Raw genomic sequence first — 22,673 nt, forward strand, 5'->3', positions numbered from 1 at the left:
CCGTCAGAGATCGAGGGGATGAGATCTAGTGACCGGCCCCCGCCTCAGCGTGGTGTGTGATGGGCCACACCACGAACCGGTAAGCAGCGAAGTTGAGCACCAGGCTGCACGCGATCGAGGCGAGCTTGGCCGCTGCCAGCCGCAGGTCGCCGTCCTCGACGAGATGCTCCAGGACCCACAGCCAGCCGTGGATCAGGAGCGGCTGCGCGACCCACATCACGGCGCCCGTGGTCGCGACGAACAGCGCGGCCTGGCGCAGCGTCAGCCGCTCGGCCTGGAACGTGAAGAGCCCGTTGACGACGAAGCTGAACACCATGCCCGCGCTCGACGAGCAGAAGTTCGCGAGCGTGATCCCGAGCCGGTCGTGCAGCACCAGGAACAGCGCCCAGTCGATCGCGGTGTTGACGACGCCGACCCCGGCGAACCGTACCGCCGTCCAGGGGACGCGGCTGGTCAGGAGATCACTCCCGGGTCGTCCTGACCCATGTCCCGGTGCCGGCGCGGATGGGGTGGCGCACCGTCGCGCGCGACCAGGGCGAGGGAGTAGAGCGGCCGGTCCTGGGCCTCGATGTAGACGCGACCGAGGTACATGCCGATCACGCCCATCATGATCAGCTGGATGCCGCCCAGCAGGAACATGCCGACGCCGAGGAACGCCCAACCGGGGACGGACTGGTCCGGGCGGAACAGCCGGACGAAGAGGACGTAGATCGCGAGCAGCACGCTCAGCAGGGAGATGAAGATCCCCAGCCGGCTGATCATCCGCAGCGGCGCGGTCGAGAAGCCCAGGATGCCGTTGGCCGCGAAGCTGAGCATCTTGCGCAGCGGGTAGCCGGTCTCGCCGGCGAACCGCTCGTCGCGGTCGAAGAGCAGCGCCTCCTGCCGGAAGCCCACGTCGGCCACGATGCCGCGGAGGAACCGGCCGTGCTCGCGGTAGCGCGCGACCTCGGCGACCACCCTGGCGTCCATCAGCCGGAAGTCGCCGACGTTGCGCGGGATCTCGATCGAGGCGAGCCGGTCGAGCGCCCAGTAGAAGAGGTACGCCGTGCTCCGCTTGAACACGGTGTCCTTGCGGCTGCGGCGCTGGCCGTAGACGACGTCGACGCCGTCCTCCCACAGGTCGAGCATCTGCACGCTGACCTTGGGCGGGTCCTGGAGGTCGGTGTCCATCACGATCACGGCGTCCGCCGAGGCGTCCTCGGCGACCAGGTCGAGACCGGCGGTCACGGCGAGCTGGTGGCCGAAGTTGCGCGACAGGGAGAGCACGGTGACCCGCGGGTCCTTGGCGCGCAGCTCGAGAAGCCGCTCGAGCGAGTCGTCACGGCTGCCGTCGTTGACGTAGACGAACTCGAAGTCGAGGTCGCTCCGGGCATCGGTCGCCTCGCTGAGCGCGGCGTGGAACACCGCGATGTTGTCCTGCTCGTTGTAGACGGGCAGGACGTACGCGATCCGGCGCCGCTCTGTGACGTCCGAGTCGGTGGGATCGGGCATGCGCGAACTCTAGTGTCCGCGTGGAGTCCGGCTGAGGCGACCTCGCCCTGCCGAGGTCTTCAGCGGCTCATTGCCAGGTGAACAGGTCCGCGGCCACCGCCGGGCTGGTGCCCCCTCCCGTGGTGACCCGGACGTTGCGCGTGGTCGCGGTCGCCGAGGCCGGTGAGATCGCGGTGATCTGGATGTCGGAGTCGACCGTGAAGCTGGTGGCCGGGTTCCTCACGCCGAAGCTGACCGCGGTGGCGCCGGTGAAACCGCTACCGGTGATCACCACCTCGGTGCCCCCGGCCAAGGGACCCGAGGGCGGGGCGATCCCGGTGATCGCAGGCGCCACCAGCCACTGCGCGTGCGCGGTGACGTGCACCGGCGCGCCGTCGCCGCTGGAGCCGGGCAGTACGCTGGTCGCGGTGACCGGGTCCCCGGTCCCGTCGGCCGCGGTGTTCCGTGCCGGTTTCGGTAAGCCCTCACGTGGCCCACCGCCGGAGCGGCTAGATGGCCATCAGGCCGAGCACCACGATCACCAGCCCGAACACACCGGACAGCGTCAGCTGGATCGGCTTGAGCCACTGGCTGAGCCGGGCGTCGGTGCCGTCGAGCCGCTCGCGCACCGGATGGGCGTGGCTTCGTCGTACGTGGGACTCGCGGAGGAAGCCTGCGGCGGCGACGACGAACAGCGGCCCGGCGGTCGTCCAGTAGCGGGACCCGGCGATGTGGACGAACGGCTGGACGAAGAGGGCGAGGAGCGCGACCTTGGTGAGCGTGTCCAGGATCTGCGCCTCCAGCGACCGGAGCTGGACGAAGAGCATCGAGAGCAGCATCAGCACGAGCACCGGCACGTAGAGGAGGTACGTCAACACCCACACGATCCCCTGCCCGACTTGACCCACGGGGCCCCGCCCCTCCTCCGGCGCGATGTAGCGGGTGAAGTTGGCGGGGATGAAGAAGTAGGAGCCGATGTTCCACCACGCCTGGCGCGCGTACTCCTGGCGCTCGAGGTCGCGCAGCGCGTAGTCGGACATCTGCTTCTCGACCTCGACCTCGGACTCGCCGGTCACCCGGGCGACCTCGCGGGCGTAGCGGAGCGGGCGGAACCACAGGTAGCTGTCGGGGTCGCACTTGCCGAAGCACACCTGCTCCCGGTCGCCGAAGGTGTTGGCGAGCGAGATCGGCACGGTGGTCGTGGTGACCACGCGCGTGTCGAGGGCCTTCGACGCGGCGATCGACCACGGCGCGAGGAGCATCACGAAGACCACGCCGGCGAGCCCGGCGGCGGTGAGAGCCCGCCAACGCTGGGCGCCCTTGAGCAGCACCAGCGCCGCGACCAGCGTGACGCAGCCGAGGACGGCGAGCACGATCGACGTGCTCGAGCGCAGGTAGAGGACGGCGATCGCCAGGAGGCCGAGCTGGAGCGCCTCCTTCCACGCCGGCGGCTCGCTGGCCCGCATCTTGCGGATCATGTCGACGACGTGGGCGACCAGCACGATCAGCACGACGCCGCTGAGGGGGTCGCCGTACGCCGTGAACGACATCAGCACCCAGCTCGGCAACAGGGCGGGGAACGCGACGAACAGGGCGGCGTATCCGGAGCCCAGGCGCTGACGGACCGACCGCACCGCCCACAGCAGCACCAGCAGGTTCGCCAGCCCGAGGTAGGCGCGGCAGAGCGGGTCCGCGGCGTCGGGGATCACGACGAACAACGGCGTCATCAGGATCGCCATGCCGGGCATGAACCAGCCGGACGCGACGACGTTGCGCTCGAGCTCCGCGCTGTCGGGCGAGGTGAAGGCGAAGGTGTCGCGCAGCAGGTTGGAGAGGGCTCGAGCGCCGTCGTAGTACTGCTGCTCGTCGTTGTACGCCGGAGCATCCATCGTCAGCGGGTAGATGAGCAGCTTGAGCATGACGTGCGCGCCCAGCAGCCAGAGCAGCAGTACGTCGGGGCGCGGCATCCGGGCCGCGACCCGGGTCACGAGGTCGGTGGCGGCCGTCATGAGTCCTCGTCCCAGCGCTTCGTGGACGAGGGGTCGTCGCAGTCGGGTGCGTCGGACGCGAGCTCGGCGACCGGGAGGTCCAGCTCGAAGGTTCCGCGGACGATCGTGTCGTCCTCGACCCCGGGGAGCGGCTCGACCACCGCCCGCACCACGTCGGCTCTCGCGTCGCCCGGCCGGCGGAGCACGGCGTCGTACGGCGGCGCGGGCCGCTCGGAGGCGACGAAGCCGGCCTCGGCGAAGTCGTCGACGATCGCGGCGAGCGCCTCGTCCTCGTCCATCTCGTCGTACTGCGCGAACAGGACGCGGCGCTTCTCACCGTCGACCTCGACATCGCCGTCGCGCCGAAGCTGGTAGCCGAAGTCGAACGTGACACCACCGGGGAGCGGGTAGCAGCCGAGCGCCAGCCCGTCCGGCACCAGCACGGGGCGGTAGTCGCCCGTCGGGTCGGCGCGCCCGAACCGGTGGCTGAGCAGCAGCACCGCGAGGACGACCGCGATGCCCGCCAGCGTCCCCACGCGTCGCGCCCGCCCCGTCACGCCCCAAAACCTAGAGGGTCCGTGTCGTCAGCCGGCGAGGGCCCGCCGGAGGCGGGCGGGGTCGACCCGCCAGTAGTCGTGCTGCCGCCCGTCGACGAACGTCACCGGGATCTCGTCGCCGAACCGGCGCTGCAGGTCGGGGTCGTCGTCGATCGAGATCTCGACGTACTCCTCGCCCAGCTCGGCACAGACCGCCTCGATGAGGACCCGTGCCTCGTCGCACAGGTGGCAGCCGGGGCGCGTGTAGAACGTCACCCTCGGCTCCGGCTTGCTGGTCACTCCAGGAGCCCGAGGGAGCGGCGGCGCTCCTGCCCGCGCAACCGGCCCTTCTGCACCTTCCCGGTGCCGGTGTGGGGCAGCTCGGCGACGACCTCGAGCCGGGTGGGCTGCTTGAACCGGGCCAGCCGGTCGCCGCAGTGCGCCTGCACAGCCGCCGCCAGCGCCTCGGGGTCGGCGCCCGACTCCGCGGGTACGACGTACGCCACGACTGCCTCGCCGGTCAGCTCGTCCTCGGTGCCGATGACAGCTGCCTCGCGCACGTCCGGCAGCTCGAGGATCACGGCCTCGACCTCGGTCGGGTAGACGTTGAACCCGGAGACGATGACCAGCTCCTTGACCCGGTCGACGAGGTGCAGGTCGCCGGCCGCGTCGAGCACGCCGACGTCGCCGGTGGGCCACCAGCCGTCGGTGTCCGGGCCGTCGGCGCCGTCGGGCCAGTAGCCGCTGAAGAGGTTGGCGCCGCGGATCTCGATCTCGCCCGGGTCGGTGAGGGCGGCGCCGCTCAACGGCACCCCTTCGTCGTCGACCAGCCGCAGGTCGATGCCGTCGAGCGCCGCACCCACCGAGCCCGGCTCGGACTTCTCCGAGCGGAGCGTGGTGGTGACCACGGGCGCGGCTTCGGTGAGGCCGTAGCCCTGGTGCACCGGGACACCGGTGCGCTGGGTGAACTCGTCGATCACCTCGGCGGCGAGCGGCGCCGAGCCGGAGAGCACCAGCCGCACCGGACCGAGCCGCTCCTCGAGGGCCTCGATGTCGCGCCAGTACGCAAAGACCGGCGGCGCGACGGGCACCACGCTGCAGGCCTCGTCCTCGATCAGGTCGAGCGTGCCCTCGGGGTCGAACCGGTCGGCGAGCACCAGCTTGGCGCGGTGCCGCAGCACACCGCCGAGCACCGCGTTGAGGCCGTAGACGTGGAACAGCGGCAGCACACCGAGCACCACGTCGTCGCTGTGGATCATCGGCGGCTTGACGGCGGCGACCTGCTCGATGTTCGCGATCAGGGCGCGGTGCGTCAGCATCACCGCCCGCGGCAGCCCGGAGGTGCCGCTCGTGTAGAGCAGCACCGCGAGCTTCTCGGGGTCCCGCAGCGGCGGGACGTCCCGGGGCTCGACCGCCCGGAGGACGTCGTACGACTGCTCGCCCGGCGCGGGCTCCAAGCCGACGACGACGGTCCGCACCGACCGGCTGTCGCGCTCCGCGACGGTGCCGACGGCCGTCCGCACGGCGCCCACGGTGTCGGGGTCGGCGAACGCGAGCCGCGCACCGGAGTCGGCGAGCATCCGGGTCAGCTCGTCGGGCGTGGAGCCGGGATTGACGGGTACGGCGACGGCCTGCGCGCGCAGCACAGCGAGGTACGCCGTCACGAACTCCATCCGGTTGCCGAGCGCCAGCAGCACCCGGTGCCCGGCAACGATCCCCGCCGCGCCGAGACCGCTGGCGACCCGGGTCACCTCGGCGTCGAGCTCGGTCCAGGTCATCCCGCGGCCGCCTGCCTCGACGACCGCGAGCCGGTCTCCTGCCTCGGCTGCGGCGGTGCTCACGAGAGCGGCCACGTCGGGGACAGACATGACCGCGATCCTACGCAGGTTGGGTGTCGGGACTCGCGAGTCCGCAAATCATCCGGCCCAACTAGTCTTTCCCTATGGCAGCGCCTTCCGACCGCGCCAAGCGGCTCAACCTGAAGCAGCGCTCCAAGCTCGCCGGCGAGGCCGCCGCGGCCGCCGCCGAGGTCGAGACGGCGCTGACGACACCGGCCGACGCAAGCGCCGCGGCGTTCTTCGACGTCGACAACACGGTGATGCAGGGCGCGAGCATCTTCCACCTCGCGCGCGGTCTCTACCGCCGGAAGTTCTTCACCACCCGCGACCTGCTCGGCGCCGCCTACAAGCAGGCCTACTTCCGGTTCGTCGGGGTCGAGGATCCCGAGCACGTCGCCGAGGCGCGCAACTCCGCGCTGGCCTTCATCGCCGGTCACACGGTCGCCGAGCTGGAGGAGCTGGGCGAGGAGATCTTCGACGAGGCGATGGCGCACCGGATCTGGCCCGGCACCCGCGCCCTCGCCCAGCTGCACCTCGACGAGGGCCAGCGGGTCTGGCTGGTCACGGCCGCACCCATCGAGATCGCCCAGGTGATCGCCCGGCGGCTCGGCCTCACCGGCGCGATGGGCACCGTCGCCGAGCACGAGGACGGCGTCTACACCGGCCGCCTGGTCGGCGACATGCTGCACGGCCCGGCGAAGGCCGAGGCGATCATCGCGCTCGCCGAGCGCGAGGGACTCGACCTCGCCCAGTGCTCGGCGTACTCCGACTCCTACAACGACCTGCCGATGCTGACCCTGGTCGGCGACCCGTGCGCGATCAACCCGGACCCGAAGCTGCGTTCCTACGCCCGTGAGCACGGGTGGCGGGTGCGCGACTACCGGACCGGCCGCAAGGCGGCGCGGGCCGGGCTCGTCGTCGGCTCGGCGGCGTCCGGCGCGGCGGTGGCCAGCGTGCTGGTCCGGAGGCAGGTACGACGCCACCTCCGCTGACGTGACAGATGACCAGATCCGATTACATGCGCCGGGGTGACCATTCTGGTTTCACTGGGGGCCTATCGGCCCTAAGATCCCTGTGGGGCGTCAACCTGGGAGGGAAACCGGTGAGCCTGGACGAGGACATCACGCGCGGCCTTGCGGCCCTGCGCGCGGTCGTCGCGTCCGCTCTGCTGCCTCCCCCGGCCCCCGCGCTCGCCCTCGCCGGCGGAGCGCCCGCGCCCGCCGCCGGCCGTCCGTCACCGTTCGGCTGGCTGCTGAGCGAGGTCGACGCGGCGTACGGCTCCGACCACGAAGCGGGCCGCGGCTTCGGTGACGCCAAGCTCGCAGCGTCGTCGGAGGAGTCGCCCGAGGAGCGCGAACGGCTGATCGGACTGGTCGAGCTGGCCCGCGGCGGTGACGCCGACGCGTTCGGCCTGCTCTACGACCACTACCAGCCGTCGATCTACCGCTTCCTCTACTACCGCACCCGGTCGGTCGTCGTCGCCGAGGACCTGACGTCGGAGACGTTCTTCCGCGCGCTGCGCAACATGGCGTCGTTCCGGTGGCAGGGCAAGGACTTCGGCGCCTGGCTGATGACGATCGCCCGCAACCTCGCCACCGACCACTTCAAGGCCGGGCGGACCCGCCTCGAGATGACGACCGAGGACATGGGCCAGCACGACGACGCGACTGACGGGCCCGAGACCGCCGTACTCGCCAGCCTCACCAACGAGATCCTGCTCGAGGCGCTCACCGAGCTGCCGAACGAGCAGAAGGACTGTCTGGTCATGCGCTTCCTCCAGGGCATGAGCATCGCCGAGACCGCCCAGGTGCTCGGGCGGAGCGAAGGCGCGATCAAGCAGCTCCAGCTCCGCGGCGTCCGCAACCTCGCCAAGCTGATGCCGGAGGGGCTGCGATGAGCGCGCTTCTCCGCATGACCCGTTCGGGCTATGCCGCCCTAGTCAGGATGGACGATGCAGGTCACGCCCGATCGGGCGTAACCAACGCTCCCGCGCGGTCGTTGCCCGGGTGGGAACACCACATCGATCAAGGATGGCACGCATGACCGGGGCGTTCGTGAGCAGGCGCCGCGCCGACGAGTTCGACGCGCTGCTGTCGGGCCATGCCCCGGCGCGCCACAACGCCACCGCGTACGTCGACCTGCTCGAGGTCGTCGGGGCCCTCCAGACCGTGCCGACGGTCACGGCCCGCCCCGACTTCGTCTCCGACCTGCGCAGCCAGCTGATGGTCGAGGCCGCCCGCCAGGCGCGCCCCGTCGACGACGCCCTGCGCCTGCGACTCACCCCGCAGCAGCGGAACGGTGTGCGCGAGCGTCGGATGGCCACGGTGCTCGGCGGCTTCGCGATCGTCGCCGCCTCGGGCTCGATGGCGATGGCCTCGCAGGCCGCGCTGCCGGGCGAGGTCCTCTACCCCGTCAAGCGGGCCATCGAGAACGCCCACACCAACCTCCAGTCCGGCGATGCCGCCAAGGCCGAGACGCTGATCGCCCACGCCGAGCAGCGACTCCAGGAAGCCAAGCAGCTCACCGCCGAAGGCGCTGACGCCAGCATCGTGGCCGAGACCCTGCAGGACTTCACCGAGCAGTCCAACCAGGCCACCGAGCTGGCGCTCGACGACTACGCCGCGACCGGCGACCAGACTGCGATCGGCGAGCTCCGTACCTTCACCGCACGGTCGATGGGCGATCTCGACGCCCTCGGCGACGTGGTCCCGGCCGACGCCCGAGCGGCCCTCATCACCGCCGCCCAGTCGGTGGCGCAGGCCGACACGGCCGCCTTCCAGGTCTGCCCGACCTGCGGCGAGGGCGGCGTCACCGAGCTCCCGGAGTTCGCCACCGCGCCGATGGCCCTGGTCACGGACGGGCTGCTGGACTTCGAGGGCAGCGCGCTGGCGATCCCCATCGAGGACCTCCGCCAGGAGGCCGAGGGGATGGCGGGCGACGAGCCGGTCGAGCCGACCAGGACCGACGGCAACCGCAACAACGGCGGCCCCACCACGGAGCCCGTGGACGACACCGACGTGGCGCCGGTCATCGACCCGATCGACGAGCCCGAAGAGGTCAGCGGCCCGCTCGGCGACCTCGGCGACAAGATCACTGACGGGATCGACCGCGACCACTCCGGCGACCTCGACGCCGTCAACGGAGTCGTCGACGGCGTCGACGGCCTCGTCAACGGCATCCTCGGCAACTAGCGCAGCGCCCAGGCATCCTCCTAGCCCGACAGCGGCGGTGTGATCCGCCTGACGGTCGGTCCGTGACGACCTCGTCGGCGGCTCAGTGCTCCGGGTGAGTCGCACCGAGCCGTCCGTCGAGCCCGCCGGCCACGGCAATCGCCCACAGTGGCAGCAGGAACTGCGGGACCCAGGCGAAGCCGAGCCACAGGAGCGGCGCCACGACGAAGCCGGTCACCGGGAGCCAACGGGGTGCGCTCTCGACTCGGCGGAGTGCGATCGACACGGACGCAACGAGCACGCTCGCGACGCCGAGGCCGCCGACGAGCATCAGGTGGAAGCCCGTGTTGCTCAGGACCCTGTACAGGTACGGGTCGGTCCCGGCCTCGAGCTCACCCAGCGCGACGCCCATGGGGATGCTGCTGAACAGGGCGGCGGCGGCCGCCAGTATCGCGGCGTAGACGCCGGCGGATGGCAGGGCCATGCCGAGCCCCGTCGGGCGGACTTCGCGGCCGATCCGGGCGGCCAGGCTGGCCGTGAAGACCAGCAGGAAGATCGCCGCGGCGACCAGGGCGTACCCACCGACGATAATCCGGGTCCGGTCAGCGGGGTCCTCGAGCAGCGCCAGCACCCGGGCGTCGGAGTACGCCCCTTCGGGCAGCGTGGGCAGGAACATCGCGACGACGTATGCCGCCGCAAACGCGATGGCGCTGACCCGGAGGGTCAAGGTGGAGCCGAGGTCGAGCCGTCGTCCGGAGGCGGAGGCGGTGGTAGATGAGAGCGAGGTGGTCATGGTCGTTCCTTTCGGGAGTACCTGGGATCACGACCGTAGGAACGCCGCCGGCTTGCCACCTCAGGCCCAGGTCTGGTCCGGGTGCGACTGAAGGTGGAGTCGGGTCCACCCGGAATCGGACGCGCCGCCGACCGGGCGTGGCTACCGTGGCTCGGTGACCATCAGCCGGACGAGCCGTGTCGACGCCGTGCTGGCCGCCGCCCTGCTGGCCGCCGGCCAGGTCGACGTGTGGACCACCGGTGGCGTGGACGGCCGACGGGCAGCGGCCATCGCCGTGCTCGCCACCGCACCCCTCGCCTGGCGGTCCCGGGCGCCGATCACCGTGGTCCTGGTCGGTGTGGGTGCGCTCACCCTGCTCACGGCACGGGGGGAGGACCAGTTCACCGTTGCACAGCTCCTCGGCCTGATGCTGGCGACCTACACCGTGTCGGCGCTGAGGCCCGCGCGCACCGCCGCCCTCTGCGTCACCGCGGTGGTTTTCGCCGCCCTGACCAACAGCGCCGCGGCGGGCAGTAGGACACCGGGCGACTACGTGTTCCCCCTGATCCTGCTTGGTGTGCCCGCGGCCGCGGGCGCCTCGCTTCGTCAGTGGCGCCGCCGAAGCGAGGAGCTCCGCCAGCTCACCGAGGAGCTCCTGGCCGAGCGCGAGGCGCACGCCAAGCTGGTGGTCGCCGCCGAGCGCGGCCGCATCGCCCGCGACCTGCACGACTCACTCGCCCAGTCCCTCAGCGCTGTGGTCTTGCACGCGGAGGCCGGTGAGGGAGCACTCGGCCGGGACGACGAGCGCGTGGCCACCTCGCTGGCCCGGATCCAGGAGGTCGGACGTTCATCGCTCGCCGAGACCCGACAGATCCTCGGCGCACTCCGCCAAGAGGACGACGCCGTCGGGCAGCCTCGCCTCGACCAGCTCGACCAGCTGCTGCAGCGCTACCGGGCAGCCGGGCTGAGCGTCGCCCTCGACGCCACGGCAGACCGGACGCCGGTCTCGTCGGCAGTGGAGGCGGCGGCGTACCGCATCGTCCAGGAGAGCCTGACGAACGTGCTGCGTCACTCCTCTTGTCGGCAGGCGTCGGTGATGGTTCGTGGCGGTGACGGTCTCGAGATCGAGGTGTGTGACGCCGGGCCGGGCGCCTACGACGATGGCGGCCCGGCCGGCTTCGGGTTGCTCGGGATGCGCGAGCGTGCCGAGCTCCTGGGCGGCGAGCTGGTGGCCGGTCCGCACGGGTCCGGGTGGCGGGTGCGTGCCCGGCTCCCGCGAGAGGTGGGCCGATGATCAGCGTCGTCCTCGCCGAGGACCACGGACTGGTCCGCGAAGGACTCCGCGCGATCCTCGACCTCCAGGACGACATCGAGGTCGTCGCCGAGGCCACCGATGGCGTGCAAGCGCTCAGCGCGGTGGCTCGGCACCGCCCCGACGTGCTCGTCCTCGACATCCAGATGCCGCGCCTGGACGGCCTGGAGGTCGTGGAGCGCATCGCCTCACAAGCCGGCCCCGGGCCTGCAGTGCTGATGCTCACCACGTTCGACCGTGACGACTACGTATACCGCGCCCTGAAGGCAGGCGCCGCCGGTTTCCTGCTCAAGGACGTGCCCAGGAGCCAGCTCCTGCACGCGATCCGACTGGTGGCGCAGGGCGACGAGCTGCTGTCACCGTCCATCACCAGGAAGCTCGTCGAGCGTTTCCTGCGGGGACCCCAGGCGACCGGACTGCTCGACCGGCTCACCGCGCGGGAACGAGAGGTCCTCGAGCTGGTCGGCCACGGGCTCAACAACCGGGAGATCGCCGACCGGCTCTCCCTCGGCGAAGCCACCGTCAAGACCCACCTGGGCAGCCTGTTCTCCAAGTGCGGACTGCGTGACCGCGCCCAGGCGGTGGTTCTGGCTTACGAGTCCGGGCTGGTGACCCCCGGGTCCTAGCCATCGCACAGTCCGACCAGCGCTCCTGAGCGCATCGCAGGCGCTGGGATCGCCCAGCACGCGCTCGCGCCCTACTTGAAGACCGAGTTGCGCTGCATCAGCAGGCTGTAGAGCGTCTGCTGGATCGTCTCCCGCACCTGGTCGGTGACGTTGAAGACGAGCATCGGGTCCTCGGCGGCGCCGTCGTCGTACTCGTCGGTGCGGATCGGCTCGCCGAACTCGAGCAGCCACTTCGACGGCAGCGGCACCATGCCGAGCGGCCCGAGCCACGGGAAGAGCGGGGTGATCGGGATGTAGGGCACCCCGATCAGCCGCGCCAGCGCCGGGACGTTGCCGACCAGCGGGTAGATCTCCTCCGCGCCCACGACGGACAGCGGCACGATCGGCACCTGGGTGCGCAGGGCGGCGGACACGAAGCCACCGCGGCCGAACCGCTGCAGCTTGTAGCGCTGCGAGTACGGCTTGCCGATGCCCTTGAAGCCCTCCGGCCAGACGCCGACCAGCTCACCGCCGGCGAGCATCCGCTCCGCGTCCTCCGCGCACGCGAGCGTGGCACCGCCCTTGCGGGCGACGGCGCCGACGAACGGGAGCCGGAAGACGAGGTCGGCACCCAGCGAGCGCAGGTAGCGGTCGGTCTGGTCGCGCACCGAGAACATGGTCATCAGCGCGTCGACCGGCACCGTGCCGGAGTGGTTGGAGACGATCAGCGCCCCGCCGGTCGTCGGGATGTTCTCGGCGCCGCGGACCTCGATCCGGAACCACTTCTGCGCGATCGGCCGCAGCGCGGTCATGAAGAACCGCTCGGTGATCTCCGGGTCGAAGCCGAACTCGTCGACGACGTAGTCGCCCGTGAGACGACGGCGGAGGAAGGCAAGGAAGTGGGCGAGCTGGGACTCCCACTGGTCGCCGAAGACCTCGCGTGCGGCCGCCTGGATCGCCGACAGCCAGTCGCCGATCGGGATGCCGGGCGCCTCGCGCTCGGTGACCGTGAGGCGCGGCGAGATCGCCGGCGCCGCGGACTCGGAGGGAGTGAGCGGCATGACCTCGTCACCCAGGAGCGGGATCACCGACTGCGCTTCGGGCGGGTCGGCAGGAGGCGCCGACGGAGCGGCCTCGTCGGCGGGGGTGGCTTCCGCGCTGTCCGGCTTCTCGGTCGGCGCGTCCGGCTTCGCAGCGCCGGAGCGACCCTTGCCCGCCAGGTTGCGGGCAGCCGCCGACGGGCGCGTGCCCGTGCCGCGGCCGGGCCGGCCGCGAGTGCCGATCGGGATGATCTCGGCGTCACCCATCGCTACCTCCGGTAACGGTCAGAGCGGGCGGGCGGTCGTCGGTGACCTCGGGCAGACGTTCGGCGACAGCGGCCAGCACCCGGTCGGCGCGGCCACCGGTCGGCGGCAGGGTGGAGGCGAACTCACCGAACGCCTCCTCGGTGGAGTAGCGGGGCTCGAACCCGAGCATGTCGCGCATCCGCGAGGTGTCGACGCCGCGGCCGTAGGTGAGGAAGGCGACCAGCTCGGGCGACAGGTCGGCGTAGCGCGCCGAGCGCAGCGCCGATCCGAGGCCGCCGAAGGCGAGGCCGGGCAGCGGGACGCCCGGGCGCTGGAGCCGGCGCAGGGCCTGCGACAGCATTAGTACGCCGTCGCCGGCGACGTTGAACGTGCCGTGGACGCCGGCGGTGACCGCGTGGCGGAGGACCCGGTTGAGGTCGGACTCGTGGAGGAACTGGAGCCGCGGGTCGAAGCCGAGCACGGTGGGGATGACCGGCATCCGGAAGTACGACGTGACCGGGCTGACCACGCGCGGGCCGATGACGTTGGCGCAGCGCAGCGTGGTGACGGTGACGTCGGGCCGCCGCCGGGCGAATCCGCGGACGTAGCCCTCGACCTCGGCCACGTCCTTGGCGTAGCCGGTGCGCGCCGGGCGTCGCGGCTCGAGGTCCTCGGTGAACATCGCCGGGTCTCGGTTGCTCGCGCCGTAGACGGTGGTCGTCGACTTCACCACGAGCGTGCGCAGCGACTCGGCCTTCTGGCAGGCAGCGAGCAGCTGCATCGTGCCGATGACGTTGAGCTCCTTCATCGTGCCGCGTCCGCCGGCAGAGCCGGGGGTGGCGATGACGCTCATGTGGACGACGGTGTCGACGTCCTCCCGGGCGATCACCTTGGCGATGACCGGGTTGCGGATGTCGGCGCGCACGAACTGGACGTCGCCGATGTCGCCGCGCGGCGGCATCACGTCGACGCCGATCACGCGCTCGACCGAGGGGTCGTTCGCTAGCGAGCGGGCGCAGGTGCGGCCGAGGTCACGCGACACTCCGGTGACGAGAACGGTACGACCGCTCATACCCAACGACTCCCGACTCCCCCAGCCAACCGATCGACCCAAGGTCAATGCACAACTGCCGCCCCTGTCGGGGCGTGGGTCACTTGCCGAGCTTGCGGCGCTGCACCCGCGTCTTCTTCAGAAGCTTGCGGTGCTTCTTCTTCGCCATACGCTTGCGCCGCTTCTTGATGACAGAACCCACGTGGACCTCTCCAACACGCCGGACCCGTGGACCGGCATTCGACAATCGCCGTACCGACGGTGGTCGGACGACTCGCACAGCCTAGCCGCGCGGGCGAGCGTCTGGAGAATCAGGAGCGGAGATGAGAGGAACGTCCCATCACCGTGCGTCGAAGCATCGATCGTCTTGCCGCCAAGCAGCCTCTCCCCGTGACCGCCTCGACTGCGGGCCGGCAGCGTGTCGCACGGCGGCGAAGCCGCACGGCCCGAAGCCCGTGGGCCGAGCTTGCGAGGTCCGGGCGGCGAGGGGCGTCTGCGACACGCTCGGCCTATCCAGCGTTGTAGAAGCTCTTGCGGAGGTAGTCGTCGACGTCGCTCTCGGGGACCCGGAACGAACGGCCGACGCGGACGGCGGGCAGCTCCCCGCTGTGCACGAGTCGGTAGACGGTCATCTTGGAGACGCGCATCATGGTCGCCACCTCGGCGATGGTGAGGAACTTCGGGTCCGGTCGAGACTCAGACCGTTCCTGGGACGAAGCCATGGCCAACCACACTTTCTGCGCGCCCGTCACCGCCTTCCCCAGCCGTGAACTGCGGACGCCTAGGCGTGAGAATAGAGCCAGATGTGACTCGTGGGGAAGAGATTCACCTCTGCAACTTTTGTGAACTCGGCGTGTCGGCTTGACGGTAACGCGCGAGACCAAACCGATCGACTACGGTTGCGGGTCGAGTCCGTGCAGCGGGAAGACGGCGGAACGGGTCGATTGGACGGCCCGATCGAGCCAGGCGTCGGGGTCGAATCCCTCCTCCCAGCGGCGGTAGTCGGCAAGCCCCCCGTCGGTCATCCGCCGGGGCGCGTCGGCGCCGTACCGCTCCAGCGCGTACTCGCGCCACGCCTCCGGCACCAGCAGCGCCGGGTCGAGCGGCTGGCCGGCCACAGCGGCCAGCAGGTGGGTCCACGCGCGCGGGACCACGCCGACGACGGCGTACCCGCCACCGCCGGTGGCGACCCAGCGACCGCCGGCGACCTCGTGGGCGAGGTCGTGGAGGGCGAGGTACGCCGACCGCTGGCCGTCGACACTCAGCATCAGGTGGGCCAGCGGGTCGTCGGCGTGGGAGTCGCAGCCGTGCTGGGTCACGAGTACGTCGGGCGCGAACTCGCGCAGCAGCGGCGGCACCACGGCGTGGAACGCCCGCAGCCAGCCGGCGTCGCTGGTGCCGGGCGGCAGCGCCACGTTGACCGCACTGCCCTCGGCCTCCGGCCCGCCGGTGTCGGCCGGGAAGCCGGTGCCCGGGAAGAGGAACTGGCCGGACTCGTGCAGCGAGATCGTCAGCACCCGCGGGTCGTCGTAGAAGATCGCCTCGACGCCGTCGCCGTGGTGGACGTCGACGTCGACGTACGCGACCCGCTGCGCGCCGTTGTCGAGGAGCCACCGGATGCCGACGGCCACGTCGTTGTAGATGCAGAAGCCGCTCGCACGGTCGGGCATCGCGTGGTGGAGACCGCCGGTCACGTTCGCGCTGTGCAGGCTCTCGCCGGTCCAGACCCGTCGGAACGCCTCGTGGCTGGCGCCGACGATGTGCGCCGCCGCCTGGTGCATGCCACGGAAGACCGGGTTGTCGTCGGTGCCGAGCCCGCGCAGCTCCTCGCCCGGACCCGGCTTCGCGCTCATCCGCTGGACGGCCTCGATCAGGGCGGGGTCATGGACGGTCGCGAGCAGGTCGTCGGAGGCCATCGGAGCGGGGACCTGCTCGAGGTGGTCCAGTACGCCGCACTCCCCCGCGAGCCGCATGGTGAGGTCGACCCGCAGCGGTGCCATCGGATGCTCCGGCCCGAAGTCGTAGTCGGTCAACGAGGGGTCGAACACCACGCTCGAGCGACCCGCGCAGGGTTCCGGTGACCTCGTCGTCATGGCCAGCAACGTACCGCTGTGGGACGCTGCCGCCATGTTGACCGCCGGACTCGTGCTCGCGGGGATCGCCGCCGCGCTCCACGTCTACATCTTCTACATGGAGTCGTTGGCCTGGACCCGGCCCAGCACGAGGGCGGTCTTCGGCACCTCGGCCGAGGATGCCGAGACGACCAAGGAGCTCGCCTTCAACCAGGGCTTCTACAACCTGTTCCTCGCCGTCCTGGCCGGGCTCGGCATCGCGTTGACCGCCTCGGGCGCCGACGACGTCGGCCCCGCGCTGGCGCTGGCCGGCACCGGCTCGATGGCCGCCGCGGCGATCGTGCTCCTGCTGTCGAGCCCCGCCCACGCCTCGGCGGCGCTCAAGCAGGGCGTCATCCCGCTCGTCGCGGTCGTGCTCGTGGTGCTGGGGCTCGCCACCAGCTAACCGGTTCGTCAGCCCGCCGCGGCATCCGGCCCGCGGCGTCGTACCTCCTCGACCTGGACCAGCGAGTCGCGAAGCTCGGCGAGCCACTCGTCGGCGTGCTGCTGCACCAGCCGTACGCACCAGCCGAGCGCGTCGCTGCGGCTGCGGGCGACACCGCCGGCGACGAGCAGGTCGAGCACCCGCCGCTCGGGCTGGCGGAGCCGGGTCATCACCGGCGCCGCGATGTGCGTGAACATCGCGCGGGTCTCGTCGCACTCGACGCCCCACGACACCTTCCGGTCGAAGCGGCGCTCCGCCTCGCGGGCGACCTTCATCCGGTCGCCCCGGGTGCGCTCACGGAACTCCGCGATCCGCCCCTGGACCGTGGCGGCGCGCTCGGCTTCGGAGGTGTCGTCGGCGACCTCGGGGACCGGGATCCGGCCGATGACGGTGATCTCCTCGCGGTCGACCACGACCTCGACCAGCTCCTCGAACAGCCCCTCGGGCAGGCGGCCGGCGAACCAGCCGCGGATCTCCTCTGTTGTCATGTAATTATAATTACTCGCTTGCACGCCCCGCACAAGGGCGTGGCCGGGTCCGTTCGACCGCCGGTCGCCGGACTGTCGGCGGCGGCTGCGAAAATGGCGAGCATGACGGCAGCGACGTGGCTCGGGAGGCCGGTGACCGGGGTGCTGTTCGACCTCGACGACACCCTCGTCGACCACCGCGGCGCGGTCGAGCGCGGGCTGCGGGTGTGGCTCGCCTCGCTGGGGCTCGACGAGATGCTCGAGGAGCACGTCGAGCGCTGGTTCGCGCTCGAGGCCCTCCACTACGAGCGGTTCCAGCGCGGCGAGATCTCCCACATGGAGCAGCGGCGCGCGCGGATCCGCGGGTTCTTCCCCGGCTGCGACCTGCGCGACGACGCCGTCGCCGACGACGTGATCGGCGGCTATCTCGCGTGCTTCCGCGCGGCCTGGTCGGCGTTCCAGGACGCCGGCCCCGCGCTCGCCCGGGTGCGGGCGCTGGGACTGCCGGTCGGCATCCTCACCAACGGCGACCAGACGGCGCAGGAGGAGAAGGTGCGACGCACCGGCCTGGCGTCGTACGACGTCCCGGTCTACGCGTCGTCCTCGCTGCCCGCGGCGAAGCCCGACCCACGCGCGTTCCGGCACGCCTGCGCCGACCTGGGTGTCGACCCGGGCGGCGTGGTGATGGTCGGCGACTCCCTGCGCCACGACATCCAGGGCGCCCGCGCCGCCGGGATGGCCGGGGTGCTGATCGACCGGGTCGCCCGCTACCGCGCCGACGAGGTGCGGGGTGTGGACCGGATCAAGTCGCTCGCCGAGCTGGGCTGGGCGTCCTAGGACCCGCTGGCGAGCTCGCGGGAGCGGTCACGGGCGGCCTCGAGGGCAGCGAGGAACGCCGCACGGACCTTGTGGATCTCGAGCTCCCGCAGGGCCGCGGCGGTGGTGCCGCCGGGCGAGGTGACCTGCTCGCGCAGGACGGTCGGGTGCTCGTTGGTCTCGCGGAGCATGTGCGCCGAGCCGACCAGGGTCTGGACGACCAGCTCGTGCGCGGTCGCGCGGGGCAGGCCGAGGTGCACGCCCGCCTCGATCATCGACTCGACCACGAAGAAGATGTACGCCGGGCCGGAGCCACTGATCGCGGTGACCGCGTCCTGCTGCTTCTCGGGGACCCGGATCACCTTGCCGACCGATGCCATCAGCGCCTCGGCCTCGGCCAGGTGCTCCTCGTCGCAGTGGGAGCCGGCCGAGATCGCCGACATGCCCTCGTCGACGAGCGCGGGCGTGTTGGGCATGACCCGGACGACCGCGACCCCCGCCGGCACCCGCGCTTCGATGAAGGCCGTGGTGATGCCGGCCGCGAGCGACACCAGCAGCTGGCCCGGACGGAGCGAGCCCGCGATCTCGTCGAGGACGTCGGCCATGTCCTGTGGCTTCACCACGAGGGCGACGGTCTCCGCCTTGGCGGCGGCCTCGACGTTGGAGACGACCGCGACGCCGTACCTCTCCTCGAGCTCGGCGGCGCGCGCTTCCCGCTTCTCTCCGACGAGGAGCTGGTCGACGCGGCGACCTGCTCGGACCAGGCCGGACAGCAGGGTCTCGCCCATCACTCCGGCGCCGATGACGGCGGTCTGCTTCATGGGAGGCTCGCTAGCTCTTCTTGATCAGGGACGTCAGGAAGAATGACAGGTTCTGCGGGCGCTCCGCGAGCCTTCTCATGAGGTAGCCGTACCACTCGGTGCCGTAGGGCACGTAGACCCGGACGGTCTCGCCGGCAGAGGCGAGGCGGCGTTGCTCGTTGGGGCGGATGCCGTAGAGCATCTGGTACTCGTAGGTGCCCTGCGCACGGCCGTAGCGGCTCGCGAGCGAGGACGCGATCTCGATCAGGCGCGGGTCGTGGGTGGCGATCATCGGGTAGCAGTCACCCTCGGAGCCGGCGTGGCCGAGCAGGATCTTGAGGCAGCGCACGTACGCCTTGTCGACCTCGCCGGGGTCGGTGAAGGCGACCTCGGACGGCTCGTCGTAGGCGCCCTTGCAGAGGCGGACCCGGCTGCCGGCGTACGCCAGCGCCCGGCAGTCGGACTCGGTGCGATGCAGGTAGGCCTGCAGCACGGCGCCGGTCTCGGGGAAGTCCTTGCGCAGCTCGCGCAGGATGTCGAGCGTCCGGTCGGTGGTGGTGTGGTCCTCCATGTCGAGGGTGACCGTGGTGCCGGCGTTGCGCGCGGCGCGGCAGATGGCGCGGGCGTTCTCGAGGGCGATCTTGCGGCCGCCGCCGGGCGCGACGTCGTCGTCCAGTGCGAGCCCGATCGCGGTGAGCTTCACGCTGACCTCGGCCCGGCGGGCGAGGCCCTTGGCGGCGAGCTGCTTGAGGAGCTCGAGGTAGGCCGCGACCGTCGCCTCCGCCTGCTCGACGTCGGTCGTGTCCTCGCCGAGGTAGTCGAGGGTGATGTTGATGCCCTCCCCCGCCAGCTGGGCCGACGCCGCGACCGCGTCCTCGGCTCGCTCGCCCGGGACGTAGGACCGGACGACGGCTGCCGACACCGGGAGCGTGGTGATGAGCCGCTTCACGGTGTGGCTGCGCGAGAGGAGAAGGAGCGAATCACGCACGGGACGCATACGAACAAAGGTACGACGACAGCCCAGCAGATGCCGCTTCGGGACGGGTCACTCGCTCCGGCGTCGCAGGGTGCCGGCGCCGAGGGCCAGCCCGGCGACGGCGTACGCCGCGACGACCGCGAGGTCGGTCCACACCTCGCCGGTGCTGGCCGAGGTGGTGAGCTGCTGCATCGCGTCGACGGCGTACGAGAGCGGCAGGACGTCGCTGACGGCCTCAAGGATCTCGGGCAGCGCGAACCGCGGGACGAACAGGCCGCACAACAGGATCTGCGGGATCACCAACGCCGGCATGAACTGCACCGCCTGGAACTCCGTGCGCGCGAACGCGCTGACGAAGAGGCCGAGGGCGCTGCCGAGGACGGCATCGCCGACGGCGACCACGGTCAGCAACCACACCGGGCCCTCGATGCTGAGGTCGAGCAGGCCGACGCTGAGCGCGACCGCGAGCGCGGACTGGACGGCGGCGACCAGGCCGAACGCGATCGCGTAGCCGAAGAGGAAGTCGAGCTTGCCCATGGGCATCGCGAGCAGCCGTTCGAGGGTGCCGCCGGAGCGCTCGCGGAGCGTGGTGACGCTGGTGACCAGGAACATCACGATGAAGGGGAACATCGCGAGCAGGGCGGGCCCCAGCCGGTCGAAGGTGTCGCCCGGCAGGTCGTCGAACATCCACCAGAGCAGGCTGATCAGCAGGCACGGCAGCACCAGCATGATCACCAGCGTGCGGTGGTCGCGGCGCAGCTGGGTGAGGACGCGGGCCGCGATGGCTGCGGTGATCCGGGGGCTCATGCCGCCTCACCCCTCACGATCGCGAGGAACGCCTGCTCGATGTCGTCGACGCCGGCCTTCTCCTTGATCTCGGTCGGGGTGCCGTCGGCGATGAAGACGCCGTCCCGCATGAGGAGCAGCCGGTCGCAGCGCTCGGCCTCGTCCATGACGTGGCTGGAGACGAGTACGGCGACGCCGTCGTCCGCGAGCCGGTGGAACATCTGCCACAGGTCCTCACGCAGCACGGGATCGAGCCCGACCGTCGGCTCGTCGAGCACGAGCATGCTCGGGTTCCCGAGCAGCGCGACGGCGAGGCTGGCGCGCGACCGCTGGCCGCCGCTCAGGCGGGCGACGACGTCGTCGGCATGGTCGACGAGGTCGACCGCCTCGATGCACCGGGTCGCCTCGGCGCGGTCGACACCGAGCACGCGCGCGAAGAAGGCGAGGTTCTCGGTGACGCTGAGGTCGTCGTACACGCTGGGCGCCTGGGTGACGTAGCCGACCCGGTGCCGGAGCGCCTTCGCGCCGGCGGGCTCCCCGAAGACCGTGGCCGTGCCGGTCACGCCCGCCTGCACGCCCACGAGGACGCGCATCAGCGTCGACTTGCCGCAGCCGGACGGCCCCAGCAGGCCGGTCACCTGGCCGACCGGGATCGTGAAGTCCAGCCCGTGCAGCACCTCGCGCCGGCCCCGGACGACGGCCAGGCTCGCTACCTCCACAGCATTATTCATCATGTGATGAATAATGCTCCTGGTGGGCGGCGGAATCAAGGGGCGCGCACCGTCGCGAGCCCCACCTAGGGCAGCGGGCCGGTGAGGTAGCGCTGGATCGTGGGCGCGTAGATCGCGACCAGGTGTTCGGGTTCGAGGGTGGCGATCGGCTCGATCCGGACGACGTAGCGGGCGACGATCAGCCCGATCACCTGGCTGGCGACCAGCGGCATCCGCAGGTCGGGGCGGTCGATGCCGAGCTGCTCACCGACGGGCAGGAGTACGACGGGGAGGAACCCCTCCCGGATCAGCTTGTCGCCGCCGGGCTCGAGGATCCGCCGTACGGTCGCGAGCAGCGCCGGCTGGAAACCGGGGTCGTCCCAGACGGACAGGAAGGTGCGCAGCAGCTTCTCCGCGGCCTCCTCCGCCGGTCCGGCGACCGCGGCGCCGATGACGGCACGCGGGTCCACCGGCAGCTCGAGCGCCGCGACGAACAGGTCGTCCTTGGAGCCGAAGTAGTGGTGGACCAGGGCGGCGTCGACGCCGGCGTCGTTCGCGATCGCGCGGATCGTCGTACCTCCGAAGCCGGAGGCGGCGAACCGCTCCCGCGCGGCGACGAGGATCGCCGCCTTGGTGTCGGGTCGGCCGGGTCGGCGGCCGCGACGGGTGCTGGTGCTCACGGGCCGGTGACCGTCTCCCCCGCCTCGGTGGAGGCAGTACGGCGGACCGCGCCCGCCTCGCGCGGCGCCAGGTGCTCGCGCGCGAACTCCAGCGACTCCCGGAGGTCGGCCTCCCGCTCCTCGCGGGTCGTGCACCGCCGGGTGTTGATCTCGAGCACGACCTCTCCGTCGAACCCGGTGTCGGCCAGGTGGCGCAGGAAGTCGGCCGCGCCCATCTTCCCGCGCCCGGGCACCAGGTGCTCGTCCTTGGCGGAGCCGGACCCGTCGGTGAGGTGGATGTGCCGCAGCCGCGAGCCGAGCCGCTCGGCCATCTCGATCGGCGGGGCGTGCGCGATGGCGGCGTGGGAGAGGTCGATGGTGGTGTTGGCGTAGGGCTCGGCGGACGGGTCCCACCCCGGGAGGTACATCTCCAGGTGGCGCCGCGACGCCCGCCACGGGTACATGTTCTCGACGGCGAAGGCGATCCCGGTCGACTCCTCCAGCGCCGCGATGCCGTTGACGAAGTCGCGGGCGTAGTCCTTCTGCCACCGGAACGGCGGGTGCACGACGACCACGTCGGCGCCCACCGCCGCGGCCATCTCCGCCGAGCGCGAGAGCTTGCCCCACGGCTCGGTGCCCCAGACCCGCTGCGTGAAGAGCAGGCAGGGCGCGTGGATCGCGCACACCGGCATCTCGTGGTGGTCGATGAGCTGCTGGATCGCGACGGTCTGCTGCGAGAGCGCGTCGATCCCGACCATCACCTCGACCGCCTCATAGCCGATCTCGGCGGCCCAGCTGAACCCGTGGGCGGTCGACTCGGGGTAGACGGACGAGGTCGACAGCCCGATCCGCGGACGTCCCTGTCCGGACATGTC

The 22,673-nt window shown here is 71.4% G+C and carries 27 protein-coding genes; 7 read left to right on the plus strand and 20 right to left on the minus strand.

The window, feature by feature from the left end; translation table 11 throughout:
- Window positions 1-25: 25 nt before the first annotated feature.
- From D0Z08_RS32105 to D0Z08_RS12720, 7 genes are all read right to left on the minus strand, one after another.
- Window positions 26-457 carry a GtrA family protein gene (locus D0Z08_RS32105; RefSeq protein ID WP_281271732.1) on the minus strand — a complete coding sequence of 144 codons (432 nt, stop codon included), beginning with the start codon at window positions 455-457 and terminating at the stop codon, window positions 26-28.
- Entirely contained in the window at window positions 454-1,491 is a 1,038-nt protein-coding gene (locus D0Z08_RS12695) for a glycosyltransferase family 2 protein (protein ID WP_118925622.1), read from the minus strand. Before D0Z08_RS12695 ends, D0Z08_RS32105 begins: the two co-directional genes overlap by 4 nt.
- A 67-nt stretch (window positions 1,492-1,558) precedes the next feature.
- A complete protein-coding gene (locus D0Z08_RS12700; protein WP_220454161.1) occupies window positions 1,559-1,855 on the minus strand; it encodes an IPT/TIG domain-containing protein in 297 nt (98 codons plus the stop codon).
- A gap of 124 nt (window positions 1,856-1,979) precedes the next feature.
- Window positions 1,980-3,479 (minus strand): hypothetical protein, encoded by a 1,500-nt coding sequence (locus tag D0Z08_RS12705; RefSeq protein ID WP_118925624.1) that lies wholly within the window; start codon window positions 3,477-3,479, stop codon window positions 1,980-1,982.
- Window positions 3,476-4,015: a hypothetical protein gene (locus D0Z08_RS12710; protein ID WP_147381420.1), complete on the minus strand. Its 540-nt coding sequence runs from the start codon at window positions 4,013-4,015 to the stop codon at window positions 3,476-3,478. The genes D0Z08_RS12705 and D0Z08_RS12710 overlap by 4 nt, the downstream gene beginning before the upstream one ends.
- Before the next feature lie 27 nt (window positions 4,016-4,042).
- Window positions 4,043-4,270, minus strand: coding sequence for a glutaredoxin family protein (locus D0Z08_RS12715; RefSeq protein WP_220454162.1), 228 nt, complete (start codon window positions 4,268-4,270; stop codon window positions 4,043-4,045).
- A 20-nt stretch (window positions 4,271-4,290) separates the two neighbouring features.
- Window positions 4,291-5,862 (minus strand): class I adenylate-forming enzyme family protein, encoded by a 1,572-nt coding sequence (locus D0Z08_RS12720; protein WP_118925627.1) that lies wholly within the window; start codon window positions 5,860-5,862, stop codon window positions 4,291-4,293.
- Window positions 5,863-5,936: 74 nt separating this feature from the next.
- Between D0Z08_RS12720 and D0Z08_RS12725 the strand changes: the two genes are divergently transcribed.
- The 3 genes from D0Z08_RS12725 to D0Z08_RS12735 all read left to right on the plus strand — a co-directional run bounded on the left by D0Z08_RS12725 (window position 5,937) and on the right by D0Z08_RS12735 (window position 9,023).
- Complete coding sequence (locus tag D0Z08_RS12725; RefSeq protein ID WP_118925628.1) at window positions 5,937-6,824, plus strand: HAD family hydrolase; 888 nt, start codon at window positions 5,937-5,939, stop codon at window positions 6,822-6,824.
- Between the two features lie 110 nt (window positions 6,825-6,934).
- On the plus strand, window positions 6,935-7,729 hold the full coding sequence (locus D0Z08_RS12730; protein ID WP_245993915.1) for a sigma-70 family RNA polymerase sigma factor: 795 nt from the start codon (window positions 6,935-6,937) through the stop codon (window positions 7,727-7,729).
- 142 nt (window positions 7,730-7,871) lie between these two features.
- Entirely contained in the window at window positions 7,872-9,023 is a 1,152-nt protein-coding gene (locus D0Z08_RS12735) for a DUF5667 domain-containing protein (protein WP_118925630.1), read from the plus strand.
- Window positions 9,024-9,105: 82 nt separating this feature from the next.
- Here D0Z08_RS12735 and D0Z08_RS12740 read toward each other — a convergent pair whose 3' ends face one another.
- The gene (locus D0Z08_RS12740; RefSeq protein WP_118925631.1) at window positions 9,106-9,795 is read right to left on the minus strand and encodes a hypothetical protein; all 690 of its coding nucleotides are present in this window, start codon (window positions 9,793-9,795) and stop codon (window positions 9,106-9,108) included.
- A gap of 154 nt (window positions 9,796-9,949) precedes the next feature.
- Here D0Z08_RS12740 and D0Z08_RS12745 point away from each other — a divergent pair, with 154 nt between their 5' ends.
- Together D0Z08_RS12745 and D0Z08_RS12750 are read left to right on the plus strand one after the other, a co-directional pair.
- Window positions 9,950-11,068, plus strand: a complete 1,119-nt coding sequence (locus D0Z08_RS12745; protein WP_118925632.1) for a sensor histidine kinase — start codon at window positions 9,950-9,952, stop codon at window positions 11,066-11,068.
- The gene (locus D0Z08_RS12750) at window positions 11,065-11,712 is read left to right on the plus strand and encodes a response regulator (protein WP_118925633.1); all 648 of its coding nucleotides are present in this window, start codon (window positions 11,065-11,067) and stop codon (window positions 11,710-11,712) included. Before D0Z08_RS12745 ends, D0Z08_RS12750 begins: the two co-directional genes overlap by 4 nt.
- A gap of 71 nt (window positions 11,713-11,783) precedes the next feature.
- Here the strand turns inward: D0Z08_RS12750 and D0Z08_RS12755 are convergent, their stop codons facing one another.
- The 5 genes from D0Z08_RS12755 to D0Z08_RS12775 all read right to left on the minus strand — a co-directional run bounded on the left by D0Z08_RS12755 (window position 11,784) and on the right by D0Z08_RS12775 (window position 16,121).
- Complete coding sequence (locus D0Z08_RS12755; protein ID WP_118925634.1) at window positions 11,784-12,998, minus strand: lysophospholipid acyltransferase family protein; 1,215 nt, start codon at window positions 12,996-12,998, stop codon at window positions 11,784-11,786.
- Window positions 12,991-14,049 carry an NAD-dependent epimerase/dehydratase family protein gene (locus D0Z08_RS12760; protein WP_118925635.1) on the minus strand — a complete coding sequence of 353 codons (1,059 nt, stop codon included), beginning with the start codon at window positions 14,047-14,049 and terminating at the stop codon, window positions 12,991-12,993. The genes D0Z08_RS12755 and D0Z08_RS12760 overlap by 8 nt, the downstream gene beginning before the upstream one ends.
- A 79-nt stretch (window positions 14,050-14,128) precedes the next feature.
- Window positions 14,129-14,230 carry a 30S ribosomal protein bS22 gene (locus D0Z08_RS12765; RefSeq protein WP_008356322.1) on the minus strand — a complete coding sequence of 34 codons (102 nt, stop codon included), beginning with the start codon at window positions 14,228-14,230 and terminating at the stop codon, window positions 14,129-14,131.
- 307 nt (window positions 14,231-14,537) lie between these two features.
- A complete protein-coding gene (locus D0Z08_RS12770) occupies window positions 14,538-14,750 on the minus strand; it encodes a helix-turn-helix domain-containing protein (protein ID WP_118925636.1) in 213 nt (70 codons plus the stop codon).
- 171 nt (window positions 14,751-14,921) lie between these two features.
- On the minus strand, window positions 14,922-16,121 hold the full coding sequence (locus tag D0Z08_RS12775; RefSeq protein WP_118925637.1) for an acetoin utilization protein AcuC: 1,200 nt from the start codon (window positions 16,119-16,121) through the stop codon (window positions 14,922-14,924).
- Between D0Z08_RS12775 and D0Z08_RS12780 the strand changes: the two genes are divergently transcribed.
- Window positions 16,120-16,545: a DUF1304 domain-containing protein gene (locus D0Z08_RS12780; protein ID WP_245993916.1), complete on the plus strand. Its 426-nt coding sequence runs from the start codon at window positions 16,120-16,122 to the stop codon at window positions 16,543-16,545. The two genes, D0Z08_RS12775 and D0Z08_RS12780, sit on opposite strands and share 2 nt — an antisense overlap.
- Window positions 16,546-16,553: 8 nt before the next feature.
- Here the strand turns inward: D0Z08_RS12780 and D0Z08_RS12785 are convergent, their stop codons facing one another.
- Window positions 16,554-17,072: a hypothetical protein gene (locus D0Z08_RS12785; RefSeq protein WP_118925638.1), complete on the minus strand. Its 519-nt coding sequence runs from the start codon at window positions 17,070-17,072 to the stop codon at window positions 16,554-16,556.
- Between the two features lie 102 nt (window positions 17,073-17,174).
- Between D0Z08_RS12785 and D0Z08_RS12790 the strand changes: the two genes are divergently transcribed.
- Entirely contained in the window at window positions 17,175-17,888 is a 714-nt protein-coding gene (locus D0Z08_RS12790) for an HAD family hydrolase (RefSeq protein WP_118925769.1), read from the plus strand.
- Here D0Z08_RS12790 and proC read toward each other — a convergent pair.
- The 6 genes from proC to D0Z08_RS12820 form a co-directional block, all read right to left on the minus strand.
- Complete coding sequence (proC, locus tag D0Z08_RS12795) at window positions 17,885-18,688, minus strand: pyrroline-5-carboxylate reductase (RefSeq protein ID WP_118925639.1); 804 nt, start codon at window positions 18,686-18,688, stop codon at window positions 17,885-17,887. The two genes, D0Z08_RS12790 and proC, sit on opposite strands and share 4 nt — an antisense overlap.
- A 10-nt stretch (window positions 18,689-18,698) precedes the next feature.
- Window positions 18,699-19,664, minus strand: a complete 966-nt coding sequence (locus D0Z08_RS12800; RefSeq protein ID WP_118925640.1) for a proline dehydrogenase family protein — start codon at window positions 19,662-19,664, stop codon at window positions 18,699-18,701.
- 48 nt (window positions 19,665-19,712) lie between these two features.
- Entirely contained in the window at window positions 19,713-20,450 is a 738-nt protein-coding gene (locus D0Z08_RS12805; protein ID WP_118925641.1) for an ABC transporter permease, read from the minus strand.
- Window positions 20,447-21,148 carry an ABC transporter ATP-binding protein gene (locus D0Z08_RS12810; RefSeq protein WP_245993917.1) on the minus strand — a complete coding sequence of 234 codons (702 nt, stop codon included), beginning with the start codon at window positions 21,146-21,148 and terminating at the stop codon, window positions 20,447-20,449. Before D0Z08_RS12810 ends, D0Z08_RS12805 begins: the two co-directional genes overlap by 4 nt.
- A 77-nt stretch (window positions 21,149-21,225) precedes the next feature.
- Complete coding sequence (locus tag D0Z08_RS33395; RefSeq protein WP_118925643.1) at window positions 21,226-21,819, minus strand: TetR/AcrR family transcriptional regulator; 594 nt, start codon at window positions 21,817-21,819, stop codon at window positions 21,226-21,228.
- Window positions 21,816-22,670: a sugar phosphate isomerase/epimerase family protein gene (locus D0Z08_RS12820; RefSeq protein WP_118925644.1), complete on the minus strand. Its 855-nt coding sequence runs from the start codon at window positions 22,668-22,670 to the stop codon at window positions 21,816-21,818. The genes D0Z08_RS33395 and D0Z08_RS12820 overlap by 4 nt, the downstream gene beginning before the upstream one ends.
- Window positions 22,671-22,673: the final 3 nt, after the last annotated feature.

The organism is Nocardioides immobilis (genome assembly GCF_003515065.1).
Classification (GTDB): domain Bacteria; phylum Actinomycetota; class Actinomycetes; order Propionibacteriales; family Nocardioidaceae; genus Nocardioides; species Nocardioides immobilis.